The sequence below is a fragment of the Streptomyces spirodelae genome (assembly GCF_017676385.1).
Classification (GTDB): domain Bacteria; phylum Actinomycetota; class Actinomycetes; order Streptomycetales; family Streptomycetaceae; genus Streptomyces; species Streptomyces spirodelae.
This window is the reverse complement of record NZ_JAFFZN010000001.1, coordinates 337,875-355,644: the sequence shown is the minus strand read 5'-3', so window position 1 is coordinate 355,644 and position 17,770 is coordinate 337,875. Positions and strand designations below refer to the sequence as shown.

At 71.3% G+C, this 17,770-nt stretch carries 19 protein-coding genes and 2 pseudogenes; 12 read left to right on the top strand and 9 right to left on the bottom strand.

Going from position 1 to position 17,770, the window contains the following annotated elements:
- Positions 1 to 129 precede the first annotated feature (129 nt).
- Positions 130 to 417 carry a hypothetical protein gene (locus tag JW592_RS01630; protein ID WP_209262985.1) on the top strand — a complete coding sequence of 96 codons (288 nt, stop codon included), beginning with the start codon at positions 130 to 132 and terminating at the stop codon, positions 415 to 417.
- A 51-nt stretch (positions 418 to 468) separates the two neighbouring features.
- A complete protein-coding gene (locus tag JW592_RS01625; protein ID WP_209262984.1) occupies positions 469 to 804 on the top strand; it encodes a YnfA family protein in 336 nt (111 codons plus the stop codon).
- Positions 805 to 843: 39 nt separating this feature from the next.
- Here the strand turns inward: JW592_RS01625 and JW592_RS01620 are convergent, their stop codons facing one another.
- Entirely contained in the window at positions 844 to 1,152 is a 309-nt protein-coding gene (locus JW592_RS01620; RefSeq protein ID WP_229374980.1) for a hypothetical protein, read from the bottom strand.
- Positions 1,153 to 1,392: 240 nt separating this feature from the next.
- Between JW592_RS01620 and JW592_RS01615 the strand changes: the two genes are divergently transcribed.
- Both JW592_RS01615 and JW592_RS01610 read left to right on the top strand, forming a co-directional pair.
- Positions 1,393 to 2,469 (top strand): helix-turn-helix domain-containing protein, encoded by a 1,077-nt coding sequence (locus tag JW592_RS01615; RefSeq protein ID WP_209262983.1) that lies wholly within the window; start codon positions 1,393 to 1,395, stop codon positions 2,467 to 2,469.
- Between the two features lie 221 nt (positions 2,470 to 2,690).
- Positions 2,691 to 3,146, top strand: coding sequence for a GNAT family N-acetyltransferase (locus tag JW592_RS01610; RefSeq protein WP_209263136.1), 456 nt, complete (start codon positions 2,691 to 2,693; stop codon positions 3,144 to 3,146).
- A 146-nt stretch (positions 3,147 to 3,292) separates the two neighbouring features.
- Here JW592_RS01610 and JW592_RS01605 read toward each other — a convergent pair whose 3' ends face one another.
- Entirely contained in the window at positions 3,293 to 3,487 is a 195-nt protein-coding gene (locus JW592_RS01605; protein ID WP_209262982.1) for a DUF1059 domain-containing protein, read from the bottom strand.
- A gap of 103 nt (positions 3,488 to 3,590) precedes the next feature.
- The gene (locus tag JW592_RS01600) at positions 3,591 to 4,316 is read right to left on the bottom strand and encodes a polyamine aminopropyltransferase (protein ID WP_209262981.1); all 726 of its coding nucleotides are present in this window, start codon (positions 4,314 to 4,316) and stop codon (positions 3,591 to 3,593) included.
- A 144-nt stretch (positions 4,317 to 4,460) separates the two neighbouring features.
- Here JW592_RS01600 and JW592_RS01595 point away from each other — a divergent pair, with 144 nt between their 5' ends.
- Positions 4,461 to 5,279 carry an SGNH/GDSL hydrolase family protein gene (locus JW592_RS01595; protein ID WP_209262980.1) on the top strand — a complete coding sequence of 273 codons (819 nt, stop codon included), beginning with the start codon at positions 4,461 to 4,463 and terminating at the stop codon, positions 5,277 to 5,279.
- A gap of 4 nt (positions 5,280 to 5,283) precedes the next feature.
- Here the strand turns inward: JW592_RS01595 and JW592_RS01590 are convergent, their stop codons facing one another.
- Positions 5,284 to 6,003, bottom strand: coding sequence for an ArsR/SmtB family transcription factor (locus tag JW592_RS01590; protein WP_209262979.1), 720 nt, complete (start codon positions 6,001 to 6,003; stop codon positions 5,284 to 5,286).
- Between the two features lie 290 nt (positions 6,004 to 6,293).
- Here JW592_RS01590 and JW592_RS01585 point away from each other — a divergent pair, with 290 nt between their 5' ends.
- The gene (locus tag JW592_RS01585; RefSeq protein WP_209263135.1) at positions 6,294 to 7,211 is read left to right on the top strand and encodes an NADP-dependent oxidoreductase; all 918 of its coding nucleotides are present in this window, start codon (positions 6,294 to 6,296) and stop codon (positions 7,209 to 7,211) included.
- A gap of 87 nt (positions 7,212 to 7,298) precedes the next feature.
- On the opposite strand, the gene JW592_RS01580 is transcribed toward JW592_RS01585, so the two are convergent.
- The gene (locus JW592_RS01580) at positions 7,299 to 8,345 is read right to left on the bottom strand and encodes an aldo/keto reductase (protein WP_209262978.1); all 1,047 of its coding nucleotides are present in this window, start codon (positions 8,343 to 8,345) and stop codon (positions 7,299 to 7,301) included.
- A gap of 205 nt (positions 8,346 to 8,550) precedes the next feature.
- Between JW592_RS01580 and rpmF the strand changes: the two genes are divergently transcribed.
- Positions 8,551 to 8,721, top strand: coding sequence for a 50S ribosomal protein L32 (gene rpmF / locus JW592_RS01575; RefSeq protein WP_209262977.1), 171 nt, complete (start codon positions 8,551 to 8,553; stop codon positions 8,719 to 8,721).
- A 159-nt stretch (positions 8,722 to 8,880) separates the two neighbouring features.
- Positions 8,881 to 11,154, top strand: coding sequence for a HelD family protein (locus JW592_RS01570; protein WP_229374978.1), 2,274 nt, complete (start codon positions 8,881 to 8,883; stop codon positions 11,152 to 11,154).
- 9 nt (positions 11,155 to 11,163) lie between these two features.
- Here the strand turns inward: JW592_RS01570 and JW592_RS01565 are convergent, their stop codons facing one another.
- A complete protein-coding gene (locus JW592_RS01565) occupies positions 11,164 to 11,859 on the bottom strand; it encodes a Crp/Fnr family transcriptional regulator (protein ID WP_209262976.1) in 696 nt (231 codons plus the stop codon).
- Between the two features lie 23 nt (positions 11,860 to 11,882).
- Here JW592_RS01565 and JW592_RS01560 point away from each other — a divergent pair, with 23 nt between their 5' ends.
- Positions 11,883 to 12,161 (top strand): YciI family protein, encoded by a 279-nt coding sequence (locus JW592_RS01560; protein ID WP_209262975.1) that lies wholly within the window; start codon positions 11,883 to 11,885, stop codon positions 12,159 to 12,161.
- A 289-nt stretch (positions 12,162 to 12,450) separates the two neighbouring features.
- On the opposite strand, the pseudogene JW592_RS32420 reads toward JW592_RS01560, so the two are convergent.
- Positions 12,451 to 12,690, bottom strand: a pseudogene (locus JW592_RS32420) (dihydroxy-acid dehydratase domain-containing protein); the annotation flags it as partial.
- Positions 12,688 to 12,878, bottom strand: a pseudogene (locus JW592_RS33285) (GntR family transcriptional regulator); the annotation flags it as partial. The pseudogenes JW592_RS32420 and JW592_RS33285, both read right to left, overlap by 3 nt.
- Before the next feature lie 304 nt (positions 12,879 to 13,182).
- Between JW592_RS33285 and JW592_RS01550 the strand changes: the two are divergent.
- Positions 13,183 to 14,646, top strand: coding sequence for an alanine/glycine:cation symporter family protein (locus JW592_RS01550; RefSeq protein ID WP_209262973.1), 1,464 nt, complete (start codon positions 13,183 to 13,185; stop codon positions 14,644 to 14,646).
- Between the two features lie 47 nt (positions 14,647 to 14,693).
- Here the strand turns inward: JW592_RS01550 and bla are convergent, their stop codons facing one another.
- Positions 14,694 to 15,653 (bottom strand): class A beta-lactamase, encoded by a 960-nt coding sequence (gene bla, locus JW592_RS01545; protein ID WP_209262972.1) that lies wholly within the window; start codon positions 15,651 to 15,653, stop codon positions 14,694 to 14,696.
- 161 nt (positions 15,654 to 15,814) lie between these two features.
- Here bla and JW592_RS01540 point away from each other — a divergent pair, with 161 nt between their 5' ends.
- Together JW592_RS01540 and JW592_RS01535 are read left to right on the top strand one after the other, a co-directional pair.
- The gene (locus JW592_RS01540) at positions 15,815 to 16,816 is read left to right on the top strand and encodes a LysR family transcriptional regulator (RefSeq protein ID WP_209262971.1); all 1,002 of its coding nucleotides are present in this window, start codon (positions 15,815 to 15,817) and stop codon (positions 16,814 to 16,816) included.
- Complete coding sequence (locus tag JW592_RS01535) at positions 16,816 to 17,718, top strand: serine hydrolase (protein WP_209263133.1); 903 nt, start codon at positions 16,816 to 16,818, stop codon at positions 17,716 to 17,718. Before JW592_RS01540 ends, JW592_RS01535 begins: the two co-directional genes overlap by 1 nt.
- The last annotated feature ends 52 nt before the right edge of the window (positions 17,719 to 17,770 follow it).

Sequence of the window (17,770 nt, the reverse complement as noted above, 5' to 3'; positions counted from 1 at the left end):
CGGTACGGTTTGCTGGGATTCACCCCATGGAGGCCGCACTTGGCGTACTGCGGCGCGTTGTTCCCTGCGGGCCCGGCGTACTGGGGCGACGCCGGACCACAGGATCGCCAACGCGGCACGGAAGCGGTGATGACGATGGCCGGGACGGCAACGCGGGTGTGCGTCGGGGTGGTGGCTCCGCAGACCGGAAGGCTCGCTCCGCTGGGCGAGCCTCTGTCATTCGCCGTACGCACGCTGGCGCGGCGGCGACCCGCTGCGCAGCTTCCGGTGGACCTACCACACTTCGCCTGGGGGCTGGATGACATCGCGACCGTCTTCGCCGACGTGTGGAAACAACTCGGGCTCCGGCTCACCCTCGTCTCCAACACCCGGGCTCCGGCCGTCCCACTGACCGGCGATCTCGTCGCCGCGCGCTGAAGACAGGCATCCTGGAAGCCTCACTCCGCCGCCTTCCGGAAAGACCCCGCCGTGCTCGTCGCCCGCTCCCTCGCCTTGTTCGCCGTCGCCGCCCTCTTCGAGATCGGGGGAGCCTGGCTGGTATGGCAGGGGCTCCGGGAACAACGGGGCCTGCTGTGGACCGGTGCGGGCGTGGTCGCGCTCGGCCTGTACGGAGTGGTGGCGACCTGGCAGACCGACGACAACTTCGGGCGGATCCTGGCCGCCTACGGCGGGATCTTCGTCGCGGGATCGATCCTCTGGGGCGTGATCGCCGACGGCTACCGGCCGGACCGCTTCGACATCGTCGGCGCGCTGATCTGCCTCGCCGGGATGGCCGTCATCATGTACGCGCCCCGGGGAAGCTGACCCGTCGGCCGACGGCCGACGAGAGCGGGGGAGCGGCGTTCAGCTGGCGAGCGGAGTGTCGTCGTCGGCGTCGTCGGCGTCGGACGCCTGCGTCGGGTCGCCGCCGTGGAACTCCGGATCGATCGCGTTGGCCGCACCCAGCGCGGTGAGAATCCAGGCGTCTTCCCGAGTCCGGAGCCGCGCCGCCTCGCGATGGGCCAGCGCCGCCTCCAGTTCGTCCAGCGCGGTGTCGAGCCTGGCGCTGTCCTTTCCGGCGGCCGCGTCGCGCACGCGCTGCCGTGCTTCCATCACGCCCGCGTTCGCGTCCTCGTACAGGGCGTCGAGCTCGGATTGTTTCGGGTCAGCCATGGGTCCAGCCTACGCGTCGCGAATCTTCGTACGCGCGCGGCCACGGTTCCCGGCATCCCGGCCGCCGCACTTCGCCCAATTGCACGGGGGACGGATGACCGAGCGGCCGGTTCCCGGCTGTTGAAGATCGTAAAAGTGGGACGGCTGTACGCCGGCGGACCGCCCTGTCCTGCTGCGCGACCGCGGGGAGCCGGTAGAGAACCAGTGGTAAGGCAGGCGCCCGTCTGGTAGGGGTACGGCATGGATTCCCAGGAGAAGACCGGGTTACGGCACGCTCAGGACGTCTCCGAGTTCCTGGAGAGTCTGCGGGCCCTCAAGGAGGCGTCGGGCCTCACGCTGCGGCAGCTGGAAGAGCGTGCCGCCGCTGCTGGCGACTACCTTCCCCGCAGCACACTCTCCTCCATGCTCAGCGGCAGGCGACTTCCCCGCCCCGAGCTGCTGGCCGCGTTCGTCCGGGCCTGCGGGCACGAGCGGCGGCTGACGGACTGGCTCCGGCTGCGCGACCAACTCGCCCAGCGCGACACCCGTGCCGACGCCGCCCGTGCCGACACCGCCGGTTCCGCCGCGGCCGATTCCGCTTCCGTCGATTCCACCGCCGTTTCGGCCGACGCTCCCCGTCGGGGGGCCGCGCGGCGCTTTCTGCGTGCTCGCCTGCTGGTGCCGCTCGCGGTCGCGGTGCTGCTCGCCGCAGCGGCCGCGGTGGCCGGCACCCGTGACGAGCCGGGCGGTGGCAAGCCTCCTCCCGGCGCGGCCGCCGCCACGGACGCCAGCGGGAAGGCCGCCGACGACTCCGGGACGGGAGCTGCGAGCACCGCAGCCGACGTGCCGCGCGGCGCGGTCCGGCTGCGCCCCCTCTCCGCACCACGCCTGTGTCTGACCGACGGCCTGGTCCGCGACCGTCGCTACGCTCCCTTGGTCGCCGTGCAGCGCCCCTGCACCCGGACCCGGCCCCAGACGACCGAACTGCGCGCGGAGCCCGGTAGCGGCCGGTACCGCATCCAGTGGCACCACCCCGAGTTCGGCACCGGCTGCCTCAAGGTCCTGGGCACGGGAGCGGGCAAGGGCCTCCTGGAGCCCTGGGACGCGTGCGACCAGGCCGAGCTCTTCCGTCTCGTACCCGTACGGGGACGGAACACGTACGCGCTGCGAACGGACGCGGGCCGCTGTGTCGGCATCGCGCGGCCCGTCACCGCCGAGGGCACGGAGGCCGTCGAGCAGCGCTGCACCGCGGCCCGTAACCAGATGTTCCGCATCGAGTCCGCCCCGACTGACGTCCGCCACCGCCCGGACCGGTCGTCCCTCACCCCCCGTGGTTGAGGGTCGACCGGTCGCGCCGCACAGCACAGATCCTGGGGCGGGACGCGGGCCAGGAGAAGGGGAATCCGCTGTCCGGGACGGTCACGGGCTGTCCGTGCAGGTCGAAGGCGTGACCGGGGGCTGTCCCGGACACCGGCGGAGCGTAGCCTCGGCTTCGGAAGAGAGCAGCGGACCGGTGACGGGATGTCTCCGGCGCGGGGAGGAGAGCGCAGTTGAGCCAGTTGCGGATCGTGGTGGACGATCTCTCCGGTCCCGAGACAGCCGAGTTCCTCGAGGAACACGTGAGTCAGATGCGGTCCCTCACACCACCGGAGAGCAAGCACGCGCTGGATCTCGACAGCCTGCGGAAGCCCGGGACCACGTTCTGGTCCGCCTTCGACGGCGATGTGCTGGTCGGCTGCTGCGCCCTCAAGCAGCTCGACCCGCTTCACGCGGAGCTGAAGTCGATGCGCACCAGGCCGGTACGGCGCAGAAGCGGCGTCGCTTCGCGGCTGCTGGAGCACGTCCTGGGCGAAGCCACGGGCATGGGCTTCGCCCGTGTGAGCCTGGAGACGGGCTCGGCCGATTTCTTCCGGCCGGCGCGCGGGCTGTACGAGAAGTTCGGATTCGAGTTCTGCGAGCCGTTCGCCGACTACACGCACGACCCGAACAGCGTTTTCATGACCAGGAAGCTCTGAGCCTCCACCCGCCTCGCCGTCCGCTGTCCACCGTCCCGGGGGATCGGGAGGCCGGGCGACCGCGAGGAGTGAAAAGGCGCTGACAGAGCGGCGGCCCGGTGGCCCGGGCCGCTCGGAATCCCTTCAGGGGGAGCGCGGGAGGACGCTCAGGCGGTCTGCGGTGCCTTCTCGTCCTTCAGCATCTTGCGCAGCTCTTCGCGCAGTTCCGGTGTGTCCGTGTGACCGTGGACGGAAGCCGCGTGTTCGGCGGCGGCCTGTACGACCTCGTCCTCTTCACCGGCGATGGTGAGTGTGCAGTTCGACTCGCTCGGGTAATCCCTGCAGTCCGCAACCTTGCGCATCAAGGGCACCTTCTTCCCCTCTGGCTTGCAGGTACCTCCTTTTTCAGGATCGCGCGGGCACCCCGGCCGGGCAAACGCCGAGACCGGTCCACAGCGCTGCGCGCTACCCGACCGGAGCGCGGGCCGTGTAGACGGTGTTGGCCGACGTACCGCCTTGCACGGGGTTGGCGAAGGTGACGGTGTGTGCTTCTGCCCCCTCGAACACCTCGGACAGCGCGCCGGTGAAGTCCTCGTCCGGCGGATCGTCGGACCACAGGGCGAAGGCCCCGCCCGGGTGCAGATGTTGGGCCAGGCGCCGCAGCCCGGCCGGCTCGTAGAGCGCCGCGTTGCTCGGCCGCAGCACGTGCCGTGGCGAGTGGTCGATGTCCAGCAGGATCGCGTGGAAGCGCCGGTGCGGTGTCCGTGGGTCGAAGCCGTTGCTGTCCGCTGCCAGGGAGAAGAAGTCCCCGTGCGTCAGACGGCATCGGGCGTCGCCGGACAGCCGGGCGCCCACCGGCACCAGGTGCCGCTCGTGCCAGTCGAGTACGGCGTCGAGCGCCTCGACCACCAGCAGTGAGCGCACCCGCTCGTCCCGCAGTGCCGCCTCCGCTGTGTAGCCGAGGCCGAGACCGCCCACGACGACGTCCAGCTCGCCCCCGGCGCGTGCCGCAGCAAGCCCGAGGCGGGCGAGTGCGACTTCCCCCTCGGTGAAGAGGCTGGTCATCAGGAAGTCGTCATCGAGCTTGACCTCGTACACGTGCGTGCCGGAGGAAGGGTCCCGGCGGCGCCGCAGACTGATGGCTCCCATCTCGGTGGGCCGCCAGTCGAGCTCTTCGAATCGTGCGCTCACACTGCGAACCTATCGTGATCAAGAGCCGTCCGGGGCCACCCGCACACCGGCGGCGCCGGCCCCCGTCCACCGGCCGGTACGGACCTCCGTGCACCGGCGGGGGTCCGACCCCCGCCTTCGCGCCGCCCCCGCTGCCCTGATGAAATGCGTATCGTGACAGGTGCGACAGGTAAGTGGTCATCGGATACGCCAACCCCTATCGCCTCCTACACGGCGATCGGGGACAGCTTCACCGAAGGCGTCGGGGATCCGGGGCCCGACGGAGTGTTCGCCGGGTGGGCCGACCGGCTCGCGCTGCTGCTGGCGGAGCGGGCTGCGGACGGCTTCCGGTACGCGAACCTGGCCGTGCGGGGGCGGCTGCTGGACCAGATCGTCGCCGAGCAGGTCCCTCGCGCCAAGGAACTCGCCCCCGAGCTGGTGACGTTCTGCGCCGGAGGCAACGACATCCTGCGTCCCGGCTCCGACCCGGACGCTCTCGCGGACCGCTACGAGGCCGCGCTCACCGAACTCCTCACCACGGTGGGCACCGTGGTGGTGTGTACGGGCTTCGACACCCGCAACTTCCCCCTGCTGCGCCACCTGCGGGGCAGGATCGCCACCTACAACGGTCATTTGCGCGCGGTCGCCGACCGCCACGGCTGTCCGGTGCTCGACCTTTGGTCGCTGCGCGCCGTGCAGGACCGCAGGGCGTGGGACGAGGACCGCCTCCACCTGTCGCCCGAGGGCCACCGCCGCGTGGCGATGCGGGCCGCCGAAGTGCTGGGCATCGAGCCGCCCACGAGCCCGGACGAGCCCTGGCCCGCCGCGCCGGGCGCCGCTGCCACCTCGCGCCGGGACGATCTGTACTGGGCCCGCCAGTACCTGCTGCCGTGGATCGGGCGACGGCTGCGTGGTGAGTCCTCCGGCGACCATGTCCAGGCCAAACGCCCCGACCTGCTCCCGCTGCGGACCCCCGAGCCGTGAGGGCTCACTTCGGCTGAAGCAGCCCGTCCGGCAGGCCGAGGTGGTCGTGGAGGGCGCGCCGCCCCACCGGGGTGACGGTCACGGCGCGGGTGGTGCCGATCCGCGCGATCCACCCCGCGTCGAACGCGTGCCCGCACAGCGCCGCGCCGACGGCGCCCGCCAGATGGGGGCGGCGTTCGGTCCAGTCCAGGCACGACCGCACCGAAGGGCGCCGCGTCCCGACCGGTACGGTGATCCCCGTCTCCCGGAGCCAGGCATCTCCCTCGCCGGTGAGCCGGAGCCCGTTCTCCCAGTCGAGCAGCCCCCGTTCGGTCAGCGCTTCGGTGATCGCGACACCGACGGTGCCCGCCAGATGGTCGTAGCAGGTGCGAGCGTGTGCCAACGCCTGCCGCCGGCCGGCCGCCGACAGCGAGCGGGGCGGCGCGGCCCGGTCGGGGGCCAGCGCCGCGAGGCTCTCCACCAGTTCGGCGATGTGCGGATCGGCGAGCCGCACATAGCGGTGCCGCCCCTGCCGCTCCTCGACGAGGAGGTTGCCGCGTACCAGGGCGTTCAGATGCTCGGTCGCGGTGGAGGCAGCCACCCCGGTGTGCCGGGCCAGCTCGGTCGCCGTCCACGCCCGGCCGTCGAGCAGGGCCAGGCAGAACCCCGCACGCGTGCCGTCGGCCAGGAGCTTGGCGACAGAGGCCAGGTCAGGGGCTGCCGCGGGGGTGCGCCGAGTGCTCATACGCACGATTATCCCCCGCCGCCTTCCGCCTTCCGCCTTCCGCCTTTCGGTGTCCGGTCTCCGGGATGCCTCGCTGAGCCGGCCGGTGAGCACGCCACCGGCGGAGCCGGCTCCCGCAGCGAGGCGACCGCGTTACTGATCACCGCAGTGGGTTACGCGTGGAGTACGAGGCGGATGCGTACTCCTGTGACTGCTGACGGAGACTGATCGACAGCGTCCGCACACCGAAGAGATCCGATGACCGAAAGGGAGCGACGACCATGGCCGACGGGAACTCCACCGGCGAGACGATGCAGGCGATGACCTACGACCGGTTCGGCGGCACGGAGGTGCTGTCCGCGACCCGGCAGCCGCTGCCCAAGGTGGGGCCGGGCGAGGTCCTGGTCCGGGTGCGGCACGCGGCGGTCAACCCGGTCGACTGGAAGATCATGGCGGGCGGTCTCGAGGCTCTGATGGACACCGTCTTCCCCGTCGTGCCCGGCTGGGATGTCGCGGGTGTCGTCGAACGGGCCGGTATCGATGTGCCCGAGTTCTCCGCCGGGGACGAGGTGATGGCCTACGCCCGCAAGGACTATGTGCACGGCGGGACGTTCGCCGAGTTCGTCACCGTGCCGGTGCGGTGCCTGGCCCGCCGCCCGTCCTCGCTCAGCTGGGAAGAGGCGGCGGGCCTGCCGTTGGCCGGTCTCACGGCGTACCAGACGCTCACCCGGCTCGGCACCCGCGAGGGCGAGACGGTGCTGATCCACAACGCGGCCGGGGGCGTCGGATCGCTCGGCGTGCAGATCGCCCGCGCCCTCGGCGCGCGCGTCATCGGCACGGCCTCACCCGCCAACCACGACCGGCTGCGCGAGCTCGGAGCCGAGCCCGTCGCCTACGGCGACGGGCTCACCGACCGGGTGCGGGAGCTGGCTCCCAAGGGAGTCGATGTGGTGGCCGACTTCGTCGGCGGCGTCCTGGACGCCACGCTGGGCGTCCTGGCCGAGGGTGGACGGCACGCCTCCATCGCGGACAACTCCGTGACGGAGGCGGGCGGCCAGTGGCTGTGGGTACGCCCCAGCGCGAGCGACCTGACCGAGCTGGCCCGGCTGGCCGACGAGGGCAAGCTGTCGGTACGGGTGGCGGAGGCGTTCCCGCTCACCCGGCTGGCCGACGCGTTCGCGCTGAGCCAGTCGGGCCACGTGCACGGAAAGATCGTGGTGACGCCCTGACGGCCGGACGCTCTTGCCGCAGGAAACCACGCCGGCCTGCCCTTGCGGCTGCCCGAGGGCGTCGCAGCGGCGGCCGGGGAAACCGGCTCAGCGGTTTCGGCGGTGGAGGGCGCGGTCCGGGGCGCCGAACCTGTCGGCGGCGAGGGCCGCCTGGTGCCAGTGCGGGTAGATCAGTTCGGGCGCGCTGACCTTGTCCAGCCGGTCCAGGTCGGCGGCGTCGAGCCGGACGTCGACGGCACCGAGGTTGTCCCGCAGCTGCTCGTCCTTGCGGGCACCGATGACCAGGGTGGTCACCCCGGGCTGTGCCAGCAGATACGCGAGGGAGACCTGGGCGTGGGAGACGCCGTGCGCGTCGGCGATGTCGACGACCGTCTCGATGGTGTCGTACAGCTTCTCCTCGTCGCGCACCGGCGGCTCGGACCACTCGGTCAGATGCCTGCCGCTTTCGGCCTGCTGTCCGCGCCGGTACTTGCCGGACAGCAGGCCGCCGGCGAGCGGGCTCCACACCATGACCCCGAGCCCCTGGTCGAGGGAGAGCGGCACCAGCTCGTACTCGGCGTCGCGGGACTCCAGCGAGTAGTAGATCTGGTTGCTGACGAAACGCTGGTAGCCGTGTGCGTCGGCGACACCGAGCGCCTTCATCAGCTGCCACCCGGAGTAGTTCGACACCCCCAGATAGCGGACCTTCCCCGCGCGGACCAGGGAGTCGAGCGCCTCCATGGTCTCTTCCAGCGGGGTGAGCCCGTCCCACTCGTGGACGTGGTAGATGTCCAGGTGGTCGGTGCCCAGCCGGCGCAGGCTGCCCTCGACCTGGCCGAGGATGTGGTGCCGGGAGAGCCCCTGGTCGTTGGGTCCGTCGCCCACGGCCATCCGCACCTTCGAGGAGAGCAGAAGGCGATCGCGGCGCCCCGTGATCACCTCGCCGAGGATCTCCTCGCTCAGCCCGGCGGAGTACATGTTCGCCGTGTCGAACAGGTTGACGCCCGCGTCCAGGCACATGTCGACCTGACGCCGCGCCCCGGCGACGTCCGTCGAGCCGACGTTCCCGAACATGTCCCGACCGCCGAACGTCATCGTCCCCATCGTCAGGACCGACACCCGCAGGCCGGAACGGCCCAACTGCCTGTACTCCATTCAGCTTTCTCCGCTCTGTGTGTGGTGCGGCATCCGCCGTGTGACATCCACCGGGCGGCATCCGCCGTACGGCGGCCCGCACTCGGCGCCTACCACGCGCGCCCCGAACTCATTCAAGATTCAAGCGCGGGGTACGGGCCGCTGTTGCTCATGAAAGTCGTTTTCAATAAACTCCCAGGGTTGTCGATGTCCCAGGAGGTTTCTCGTGGCTGTGCCCAAGCGGAAGATGTCCCGCAGCAACACCCGGCACCGCAGGTCCCTGTGGAAGGCCGGTACGCCGCAGCTCGTTCCCGTCACGATCGAGGGGAAGGTCCACCGGGTGCCTCAGCGGCTGGTCAAGGCGTATGAGCGCGGCCTGCTGCGGCCGGCGGACTGACTCTCCCGCGCCGACCGCTTCCGCGCACAGAAATCCCCGGCTCCGAGAATTGCGGGCCGGGGATTTCCTTGGCTATGCTCGGTGTTTCTGTGTGCCTACACAGAAAAGCCCCCGTAAGGGGGCGGTCGATAGAAGTAACGTACCGGGCAGGGAGCCGTTTTGTCAAACCGGGGAAGCGCTGAGCTGCAGCACGAGCAGAAATACCTCGATCATCTCTACGCCCGCGTCGATGTATTGCGAGGGCAGGCCGCCTCGGCCGTCGAGGAGGCGCAGAAGCCGGACGGCAACACGCGGCAGGCGCGCGTCGAAAGGGATGTGCGCGTCGCTGAGCGCTCCGGACTGCTGGCCGCGCTGAACGCCGTCGACGGTTCGCTGTGCTTCGGCCGTATCGACTTCACCGACGGCACCTCGCACCACATCGGCCGCATCGGTATCCGCGAGGACGACGCCGAGCGCACCCCGGTCCTCATCGACTGGCGTGCCCCGGTGGCGCGCCCCTTCTACCTCGCCACCGGACACACCCCGATGGGCCTGCGCCGCCGACGCCACCTCACCACCCAGGGCCGTACCGTCACCGAGCTGCACGACGAACTGCTCGACCTCGGCGACGAGGAGCGCACCGGGCACGAGGACCCCACAGGGGACGCCGTCCTCCTCGCCTCGCTGAACGCCGCCCGCACCGGCCGCATGAACGACATCGTGCGCACCATCCAGGCCGAACAGGACCGCATCATCCGCGCTCCGCACCGGGGTGTCCTGGTCGTGGAGGGCGGCCCCGGCACCGGCAAGACCGCCGTAGCCCTGCACCGGGCCGCGTTCCTGCTCTACGAGCACCGCGAGTTGCTCGCCAAGCGGGCCGTGCTGATCGTCGGCCCGAACCCCGCCTTCCTCTCCTACATCGGGGAGGTGCTGCCCTCGCTCGGTGAGACCGGCGTGCTGCTGTCCACGCTGGGCGAGCTGTACCCGGGAATCGAGGCGCGCGGCACCGACAGCCCGCGCGCCGCCGCCGTCAAGGGCCGCGCCGAGATGGCCGAGGCCCTGCGGCTGGCCGTCCGCGACCGGCAGCAGGTGCCGGAGCCGGGCGAGCCGCTGATCGTGCCGCACGACGACGGCGACCTGGTACTGGACTGGCACCTCGCCGACGAGGCACGCGAGGCGGCCCGAGCCACCCGGCTCCAGCACAACCTCGCCCGCCCGCACTTCGCGTTCCGCGTCATCGACGCGCTCACCGCGCAGCTCGTCGAACGCCTCGGTGCCGACCCCTACGGCGGCCCCAACCTGCTGGGCCCGGACGACGTCGCGCAGCTCGGCAAGGCCGTCGCGGCCAACCCCGAGGTGCACGCGGCGATCTCGCAGCTGTGGCCCGAGCTGTCGCCCGAGGAGTTCGTGGCCGACTACCTGGCCGAACCCACCTGGCTGCCCGAGGAGGACGCCGCCGCGATCCGCCGTACGGTCACTTCGCCCGCCGACTGGACCCCGGCGGATGTGCCGCTGCTCGACGAGGCGGCCGAGCTGCTGGGCGAGGACGACAGCGCGCAGCGGGCCGCTGCCGAGGCGGAACGCCAGGAGCGTATCCAGTACGCGCAGGGCGTTCTCGAGGTCGCCCGGGGGTCGGAGTCGTTCGAGTTCGAGGACACCGAGTCCGAGATCCTGGCAGCGCACGACGTCATCGACGCCGAGCGGATGGCCGAGCGGCACGAGGAGGCCGACCACCGGACGGCGGCCGAACGCGCGGCGGCCGACCGCACCTGGGCCTTCGGCCACATCATCGTCGACGAGGCGCAGGAGCTGTCCTCGATGGCCTGGCGGCTGCTGATGCGGCGCTGCCCGTCCCGCTCCATGACTCTGGTCGGCGATCCGGTGCAGACCGCCGAGGAAGCCGGCGTCGGCTCCTGGGAGGACATCCTGGCGCCGTATGTCGAGGACCGCTGGGAACACACCCGGCTCGCGGTCAACTACCGCACCCCGGCCGAGATCATGGACCTGGCCGCCGCCGTCGTACGCGCCCGGCACCCGGGCTTCGAGCCGCCTTCCTCGGTCCGCTCGACGGGCACCCGTCCCTGGGCCCGACAGGCGCCGGGCGACCTGCCGGGCGCTGTCGCCGAGGTGGCGGCAGCGCAGACGCCCGACGAGGGCCGCCTCGCTGTCATCGCGCCGCGCCGCCTGCACGAGGCGCTGGCCGCCCGGCTGCCCGATGTCGTCCCGGGCGCCGAGCCCGACCTCACCCGGCATCTGGTCCTGCTCGACCCGCGTCAGGCCAAGGGCCTCGAGTTCGACCGGGTCCTGGTCGTCGAGCCCGCCGAGTTCGGCACGAGCGACCTCTATGTCGCCCTCACCCGGGCCACCCAGTCGCTGGGCATCCTGCACGAGGCGCCGCTGCCGGACGGGCTGGCCGGGGCCCTGGACGCCTCCGGCGTGGAACATCCCGCCTGAGGGCTCTCGTCAGCCCTGAGCGCGGAGTTCGAGGAGCTCCGGGGCGAGCAGAGTGATGGTGCGGCCCCTGACCTCGATCAGCCGGTCACGACGCAGGCGGGCCAGCGCGCGGTTGACGGTGACGCGGGTGACCCCCAGCAGATCCGCGAGGGTCTGCTGGGTGCCGGGCAGTGTCACACGGTGGCCGGGCACCGTCGCGGCCTCCTCCAGCAGCCAGGACGACAGCCGGGCCTCGGCCGACAGGGTGGCCGTCGCCATCAGCCGTTGCTGTTGCCGCCTCGCGTGGCCGGCCAGCACCCGCAGTACATGGCTCCGTACCGAGGGGACGTCCTCGACCAGAGTGAGGAAACAGTCGCGCGGCAGGCTCCGTACGGCGCACGGGGTGAGCGCGCTGAAGGTGGCGGTGTGCCCCGCGCCGTCGATCACGGCGACCTTGTCCAGCGCGCGGGGTGCGGCCCATTCCCCGAAGCGGAGCACGCGTCCGGCGCTCGTGGTGGCGGTTGCCGCCATCCGGCCACGCAGCAGCAGGAGGAGATGCGTGGCCGGGTCGTCCGCCCGGCGCAGCGTCGCGCCCGTCGGCACCGCGAGCGGTACGGAGTCGTCCCACGCCTGCCGCAGTGCGGCGTCGGAGAGGGCAGCCAGCAAGGGGACGCGGCTGAGCGAAAGCCACGGCTGCGATGTATCAGTCGATACAGACCTGGTCACACCGCGACCGTACCGTCAGCGGCATGCTGATTCTCGAACTCGCCTTCGCCGACAGCCCGGAGCGGCTGGCCGCCCGCCCCGCACACCGGCAGCGCCTGGTGGAACTGCACGCCGAAGGGCGACTCGTCGCTGCCGGACCGTGGGCCGACGACAGTGGTGCGGCACTGATCTTCGATGCCTCCCGCACCGAGCTGGACGCGATCATGGCCGCCGATCCGTATTACCGCACGGCGGGTGTCCGCGTCGTGAGTGCCAGGGAATGGAAACCGGTGGTGGCGCCGGATGCTGACGCCACCACCTGACTGAGGAGAGACTGCCCATTCCTGTCCGTTGCGGGCTGCGAGTGCACCGTGGCTTGTCGCGCATTCCCCGCGCTCCTCATGGGCGCGTGCCTCAGCGTCGGATTCCGGCACCCGCGCTTGGGTCCACGAGGCGAGGGACCGTGTGCGGGGGATCGACCCGTCGGCACTGGAACCAGACGTGGTGCCAGTGGACTTGGGGCCTTCCAGGGTGAACCAGCCGGGGATGCGGTTGCCGTCCACGATCACCTTGCCGTCGTTGAGCAGCCCGGTGCCCTCGGGCCGCATCCGGTGGCCGGTGAGCCGGTTCCTGATCCCGGAGGCCCAGCTCGCAGTCCCCGACCAGCCCGGCCCGCTTGTCGTCCCAGTACTTCCACATGTCGGTGCCGGAGCCCAGCACCTTGCCCCGCCAGTGCCCGGGCAACATCGGCCCCGCGGGCATGAACACGGTCGGCAGCCCGACACTCGCAGCGCCCATCAGCAGCGCCGGAGTGGTCTTGTCGCAGCCGCCCATCAGTACCGCGCCGTCCACCACCAGCCCGGTCCCGGCCAGCGTCTTGAGCGCCTCGCGCACGGGGGTCTTGGAGACGCCGAACTGCGCGGCGAGTTCGGTCTCGACCAGCGTCTGGCCCGGCGACAACTGGCCGGTGAGAATGCGGTGCTTGATCCCTCAAGTACATACTGGGTCCGCGAAGGGATGGGGGTCGGGATGGTCGTCATGGACCCTCGGATCTCCATATCGCGTCTCACATATGACGTACGAAGTACGACGGTCCGAAGGGAGAAGGGGGTCAAGGGCGCATCAACGCTTCGAACACAACGGATTGCAGAAAGTGAAAGCAGTGGCGTCGTGTGAGAGTTGAGCCCTGTGTGGCCGATGCGGCCTCTGTGCTCTCTGTGAGATAGGGCATACCGCTCAGCGGTGCGACCTGTCCGGATAGCCGAGTACGCTACGGAAGATTTACGGAACCTTGTCCCCCGGTTGGTGTCTCGTCACCGACTGTGATCTTCCCGAGGACGCCGCGTGGATTCGCTCAACTCGTTCATCCTCGACGTCAACGACGTCTTCTGGACCTACCTCCTCATTCCGCTGGTGGTGGGTGCCGCGCTGTACTTCACGCTCCGTTCCAAAGGGGTGCAGCTGCGGCTGCTGCCCGAGATGGTGCGGGTGCTCGGCGACAAGACCAAGCCAGGTCCCGACGGGCGCAAGCAGGTCTCCTCCTTCGGAGCCTTCACCATCTCCGCCGCCGCGCGAGTGGGCACCGGCAACGTCGCGGGCGTGGCCGCCGCCATCACCGCCGGCGGTGCAGGTGCGGTCTTCTGGATGTGGGTGATGGCGCTGCTGGGCGCCTCGTCCGCGTTCGTGGAGGCATCCCTGGCGCAGCTGTACAAGGTGCGCAACCGGGACAGCGAGGGCAACGAGTCCGGTACCTACCGGGGCGGGCCCGCCTACTACATGCAGCGCGGCCTGCGGAAGCGCTGGCTGGGCCTGATCTTCGCCGTGGTCATCACCCTGACCTTCGGCTTCGTCTTCAACGCCGTGCAGTCCAACACCATCGCCTCCGTCACCAAGGGCTCCTTCGGTGACGACTTCCCCGCCGCCGGTGCGGGTGTGGCCGTCGCGGTGCTGCTGGCCCTGGTGATCTTCGGCGGAGTCCGGCGCATCGCCACGGTCACCCAGCTCGTCGTGCCGGTGATGGCCGTCATCTATCTGCTGCTCGGCCTCACGGTCGTCGTCCTGAACATCTCCGATGTGCCGCGGGTCTTCGCGGACATCGTGGGCGGTGCCTTCGGGTTCCGCGAGGTCGCGGGCGGCGCCGTCGGCGCGGCTATCCAGCAGGGCATCAGGCGCGGGATGTTCTCCAACGAGGCCGGTCTGGGCTCGGCGCCGAACGCGGCGGCAACGGCCGAGGTCACGCACCCCGTCAAGCAGGGGCTGGTGCAGACCCTCGGCGTCTTCTTCGACACGCTGCTGATCTGCTCGATGACCGCGTTCGTCATCCTCACCACCAACCCGTCGCTCTCCGAGCGGGGCGGTGCCGACCTCACCCAGTCGGCGCTGGAGGAGACCCTCGGCGGCTGGGCCGGCCACGCGCTGACGCTGGTGGTCTTCCTGCTCGCCTTCTCCACTCTGATCGGCAACTACTACTACGGCGAGTCCAACATCCAGTTCATGACCGGCACGTCGAGCCGCTGGGTGCTGCCCGGCTACCGCGTGCTGGTGCTGGTCGCCGTCTTCGCCGGGGCGCTCGGCTCGGTGGACGTGGTCTGGAACCTCGCCGACGTCTTCATGGGCAGCATGGCTCTGGTCAACCTGGTGGCGATCGTGCCGCTGTCGGCCATCGCCTGGAAGCTGCTGGACGACTATCTCACCCAGCGCCGCCAGGGCCTCGATCCGACGTTCGTCCGGGACCGGCTGCCGGATCTTCCCGGCGAGATCGAGTGCTGGTCCGCTCCCACGGATGTGAAGGCCGCCGACAAGGTGTAGCAGCCGGCGGCCGCGGAGGTCCCCGCGCCCCTTCGGGGCGCGGGGACCTACTTCAGCTCTGCTGCCACAACGGCGGCGGCGTCAGCCACCAGCTTGTCGTCGTACTCGGCGTCCCGCTCCGCCCGCCTGGAGAACACCGTCACCACGAGCGGCGCCTTGCCGGGCGGGCGGACCACGGCGATGTCGCCGCGGCTGGCGTAGCGGCCCGCACCGCTCTTGTCGCCGACGCTCCAGCCCTCCGGGAACCCGGCCCTGATCAGCGTCTTGCCGGTCGGGTTGTCGTGCATCCAGGCGTTGAGCTGCTTGCGTTCTCTCTTGCCGAGGCCGTCACCGAGCGCGACGGCTCGCAGGTCGTCGGCGAAGGCGCGGGGGGTGGTGGTGTCCCTGTCGTCGCCCGGCTCGGCATCGTTCAGCTCGCGCTCGTAGCGGTTGACGTTGGTGACGTCGTCGCCGAGCTTCTCCAGGAAGGCGTCCAGCGCCTTCGGGCCGCCCAGGTCGCGGAGCAGCAGATTGTCCGCGGCGTTGTCGCTCTGCCGGACAGCGGCCGCGCACAGGGCGCGCAGCGTCATCTCCTCACCCACGTGCTCACTGGTCACGGGGGAGTGCGGGAGCAGGTCGTCCTTGTTGACCTCGATCGTCTTGTCGAGGCCGTCGATCCGGTGCTTGTCCAGAACGGCGGCGGCCGTGAACGCCTTGTGGGTCGAAGCGTAGGCGAACCGCTGGTCCGCGTGGTAGGAGACCTTCCGGCCGCTGCCGGTGTCGACGGCCCGGACGCCGAGCCGCGCGTCGTACTTCCGCTCCAGCTTCTTGAACGCCGCCGCCACCTTCTTGTCCGTGGCCTTGTCCGGGGCTTTGTCCCTGGCGCTGTCCAGGGCGGTGGTTGCCGAGCCGGACGACTTGGCGGAGGCGTCGGCCGACCCGTCGGCGCCGCAGGCCGTCAGCGGCAGGACGAGTGCGAGCGTGCCGAGTGCGCCCATCGTGGTGCGCCGGAATCTGGTCGTACGCATGGGTGGTCGATACCTCCTGCTGTGCGGGTGCGGTGGCCCCGGGCCCCCGGGGGCCCCGCCAGGCTGCCGGGTGGTGCGTCATGCCGTCCAAGACCGGATCGCGCCGATCGATGCGGAAGCCGCATGGCCGGGCCCGCCGACGGCCACATAGAGTGGCGGGCGTGGATCTTGTCGGTGCCTGCCGCGCCTTCGTCCACGTCGGCGAGCGCGGCAGCTTCACGGTGGGCGCGGCGGCCGCCGGGATGTCGCAGTCGGTCGCCAGCCGCCGCGTCGCCGCGCTGGAGCAGCACCTGGGCGAGCGGCTCTTCGAGCGCGGCTCACGCCATGTCCGGCTGACCCCCTTCGGGCGGGAGCTCCTCCCCGCCGCGCGGCGGCTCGTACTCGCAGCCGAGGAGCTGGCACATGAGGCGGCGACGGCCCAGCGCAGGCCCTTCCGGCTCGCAGTGCCCGACACCTGCCCCGCTCCCACGCTCGCCCGGCTCGCGGCGGCGGCCCGCGGAGAGGGCATCACCCTGGAACTGCGCACCGCAGCGCCCGCGGTACGCCCCCACCTGGTCCGCTCCCAGCAGGTGCGGGCCGCACTCGTCGCGGTGCCGCCCGACCAGGCCCGCTGGCGCGTACCGCTCGGGCTCGCCTCGGTCGCCCGGCCGCACGCCCGCCGCCTCTACCTGGAGACGCTGCGCCCCCGCCGCACCGACCAGGGCCCGCTGCGCCGGGTGTGGCTCCAGCCCGAGGACGACGTACCGCACGTCCGGGACCGGATGGCACGGCTGCGGGACGCCGTCGGGCTGCGTCCCGCGCAGCTCTCCGTCGCCACCGGCCTCGCCCAGGCGGCCGCCGAGGTGTTCTCCTCTGCCGACCTGCTGCTGTGCTCGCCGGTGCAGGCTCAGGAGTTCGGCCTGCACTGGCGTCCGGTCGGGGAGCTGCGGCTGGAGCGCACGTTCGGCCTCATGGCAGCCGAGGAGAGCGACGCCGAACGCCTCGGGACCCGCCTGGGCGAAGTGCTCGCCGACTGCCTGGGCGCGGGAGCCGAAGCCGAGCACGAGAACGCCGAGCACGCCGAGAACGCCGAGGACGCCGAGGACGCCGAGGACGCCGAGAACGCCGAGGACGATGCGGCGCACACCGGCACCGCCGGGACCGAGGAGGAGGCAACCCGATGATGAGGGCCGACGATCTGCCGCGCGAGCTGCGCCGGGCCCTGCGGGACGGCGGACTGTCCGGCTCGTTCCTCGTCCGCGATCTGCGCACGGGCGAGGAACTGGGCATCGATCCGGACCTGGAGCTGCCGGTGGCCTCGCTGGTGAAGGTGCCGCTCGGGATCGCCACGCTCGACCGCGTCCGGCGGGGCGAACTCGACGGCGCTCAGCAACTGGAGGTGCGGCCGGGCCGCGTCACGACCCCGGGGCCCACCGGGATCACCCGGTTCCGGCACCCGGCCAGGGTCGCCCTGGACGACCTGCTCTATCTGAGCACGTCCCTCAGCGACAACGCCGCCGCCAACGCCCTGTTCGCCCTCACCCCGCCGGGCGAGGTGGACGCCATGCTGTGCCGGATCGGGATTCAGGGCATGGCCGTCCGGCACGCTCTCGGCGAGCTGACCGACACCCCCGCCGAGCACCTGTCGGCAAGCTCCGCCTATCTGGCGCACTCGCTCGCCATCGGCGCCGGAACCAGCGGCCACGGCCACCGGCTGCCGCAGCTCGATGTGACCCGCGCCAACTCCGGCACGGCGCGGGCCTTCGTCGATCTGCTGGAGGCGCTGTGGACCCCCTCGGCCGTCGACCCGGACGTGGCCGCGCGAATGCGCTCCCTGATGGCCGACAACGTGCTGCGCCAGCGGCTCGCCCCGGACTTCAGCTCCGATGCGGCCACTTGGGCGTCCAAGACGGGAACGCTCCTCAATCTCCGCCACGAGGTAGGCGTCGTCCACCATTCCGACGGTGCGCTCTTCGCCGTCGCCGCGCTCACCGAGTCGCAGGTACCCGCGGCGGCGCAGCCCGGAGCTGAGGCGCTGATGGCCCAGGTCGCCAGGGAGCTGCGGGACCACCTCAGGAACGGCTGAGCCGAGCTGCCGACGGCTGAGCCGAGCCACCAGCAAGGCCGATTCCGGCCCG

What these genes read in the sequence shown, in the direction of transcription:
- JW592_RS01630 (WP_209262985.1), top strand. Translation starts at nt 130, where the DNA reads ATGACGATGGCCGGGACGGCAACGCGGGTGTGCGTCGGGGTGGTGGCT.
- JW592_RS01615 (WP_209262983.1), top strand. Translation starts at nt 1,393, where the DNA reads ATGGATTCCCAGGAGAAGACCGGGTTACGGCACGCTCAGGACGTCTCC.
- JW592_RS01620 (WP_229374980.1), bottom strand. Translation starts at nt 1,152, where the DNA reads ATGGCTGACCCGAAACAATCCGAGCTCGACGCCCTGTACGAGGACGCG.
- JW592_RS01590 (WP_209262979.1), bottom strand. Translation starts at nt 6,003, where the DNA reads ATGAGCACTCGGCGCACCCCCGCGGCAGCCCCTGACCTGGCCTCTGTC.
- JW592_RS01605 (WP_209262982.1), bottom strand. Translation starts at nt 3,487, where the DNA reads ATGCGCAAGGTTGCGGACTGCAGGGATTACCCGAGCGAGTCGAACTGC.
- JW592_RS01585 (WP_209263135.1), top strand. Translation starts at nt 6,294, where the DNA reads ATGCAGGCGATGACCTACGACCGGTTCGGCGGCACGGAGGTGCTGTCC.
- JW592_RS01560 (WP_209262975.1), top strand. Translation starts at nt 11,883, where the DNA reads ATGCTGATTCTCGAACTCGCCTTCGCCGACAGCCCGGAGCGGCTGGCC.
- JW592_RS01595 (WP_209262980.1), top strand. Translation starts at nt 4,461, where the DNA reads ATGCGTATCGTGACAGGTGCGACAGGTAAGTGGTCATCGGATACGCCA.
- JW592_RS01580 (WP_209262978.1), bottom strand. Translation starts at nt 8,345, where the DNA reads ATGGAGTACAGGCAGTTGGGCCGTTCCGGCCTGCGGGTGTCGGTCCTG.
- bla (WP_209262972.1), bottom strand. Translation starts at nt 15,653, where the DNA reads ATGCGTACGACCAGATTCCGGCGCACCACGATGGGCGCACTCGGCACG.
- JW592_RS01535 (WP_209263133.1), top strand. Translation starts at nt 16,816, where the DNA reads ATGAGGGCCGACGATCTGCCGCGCGAGCTGCGCCGGGCCCTGCGGGAC.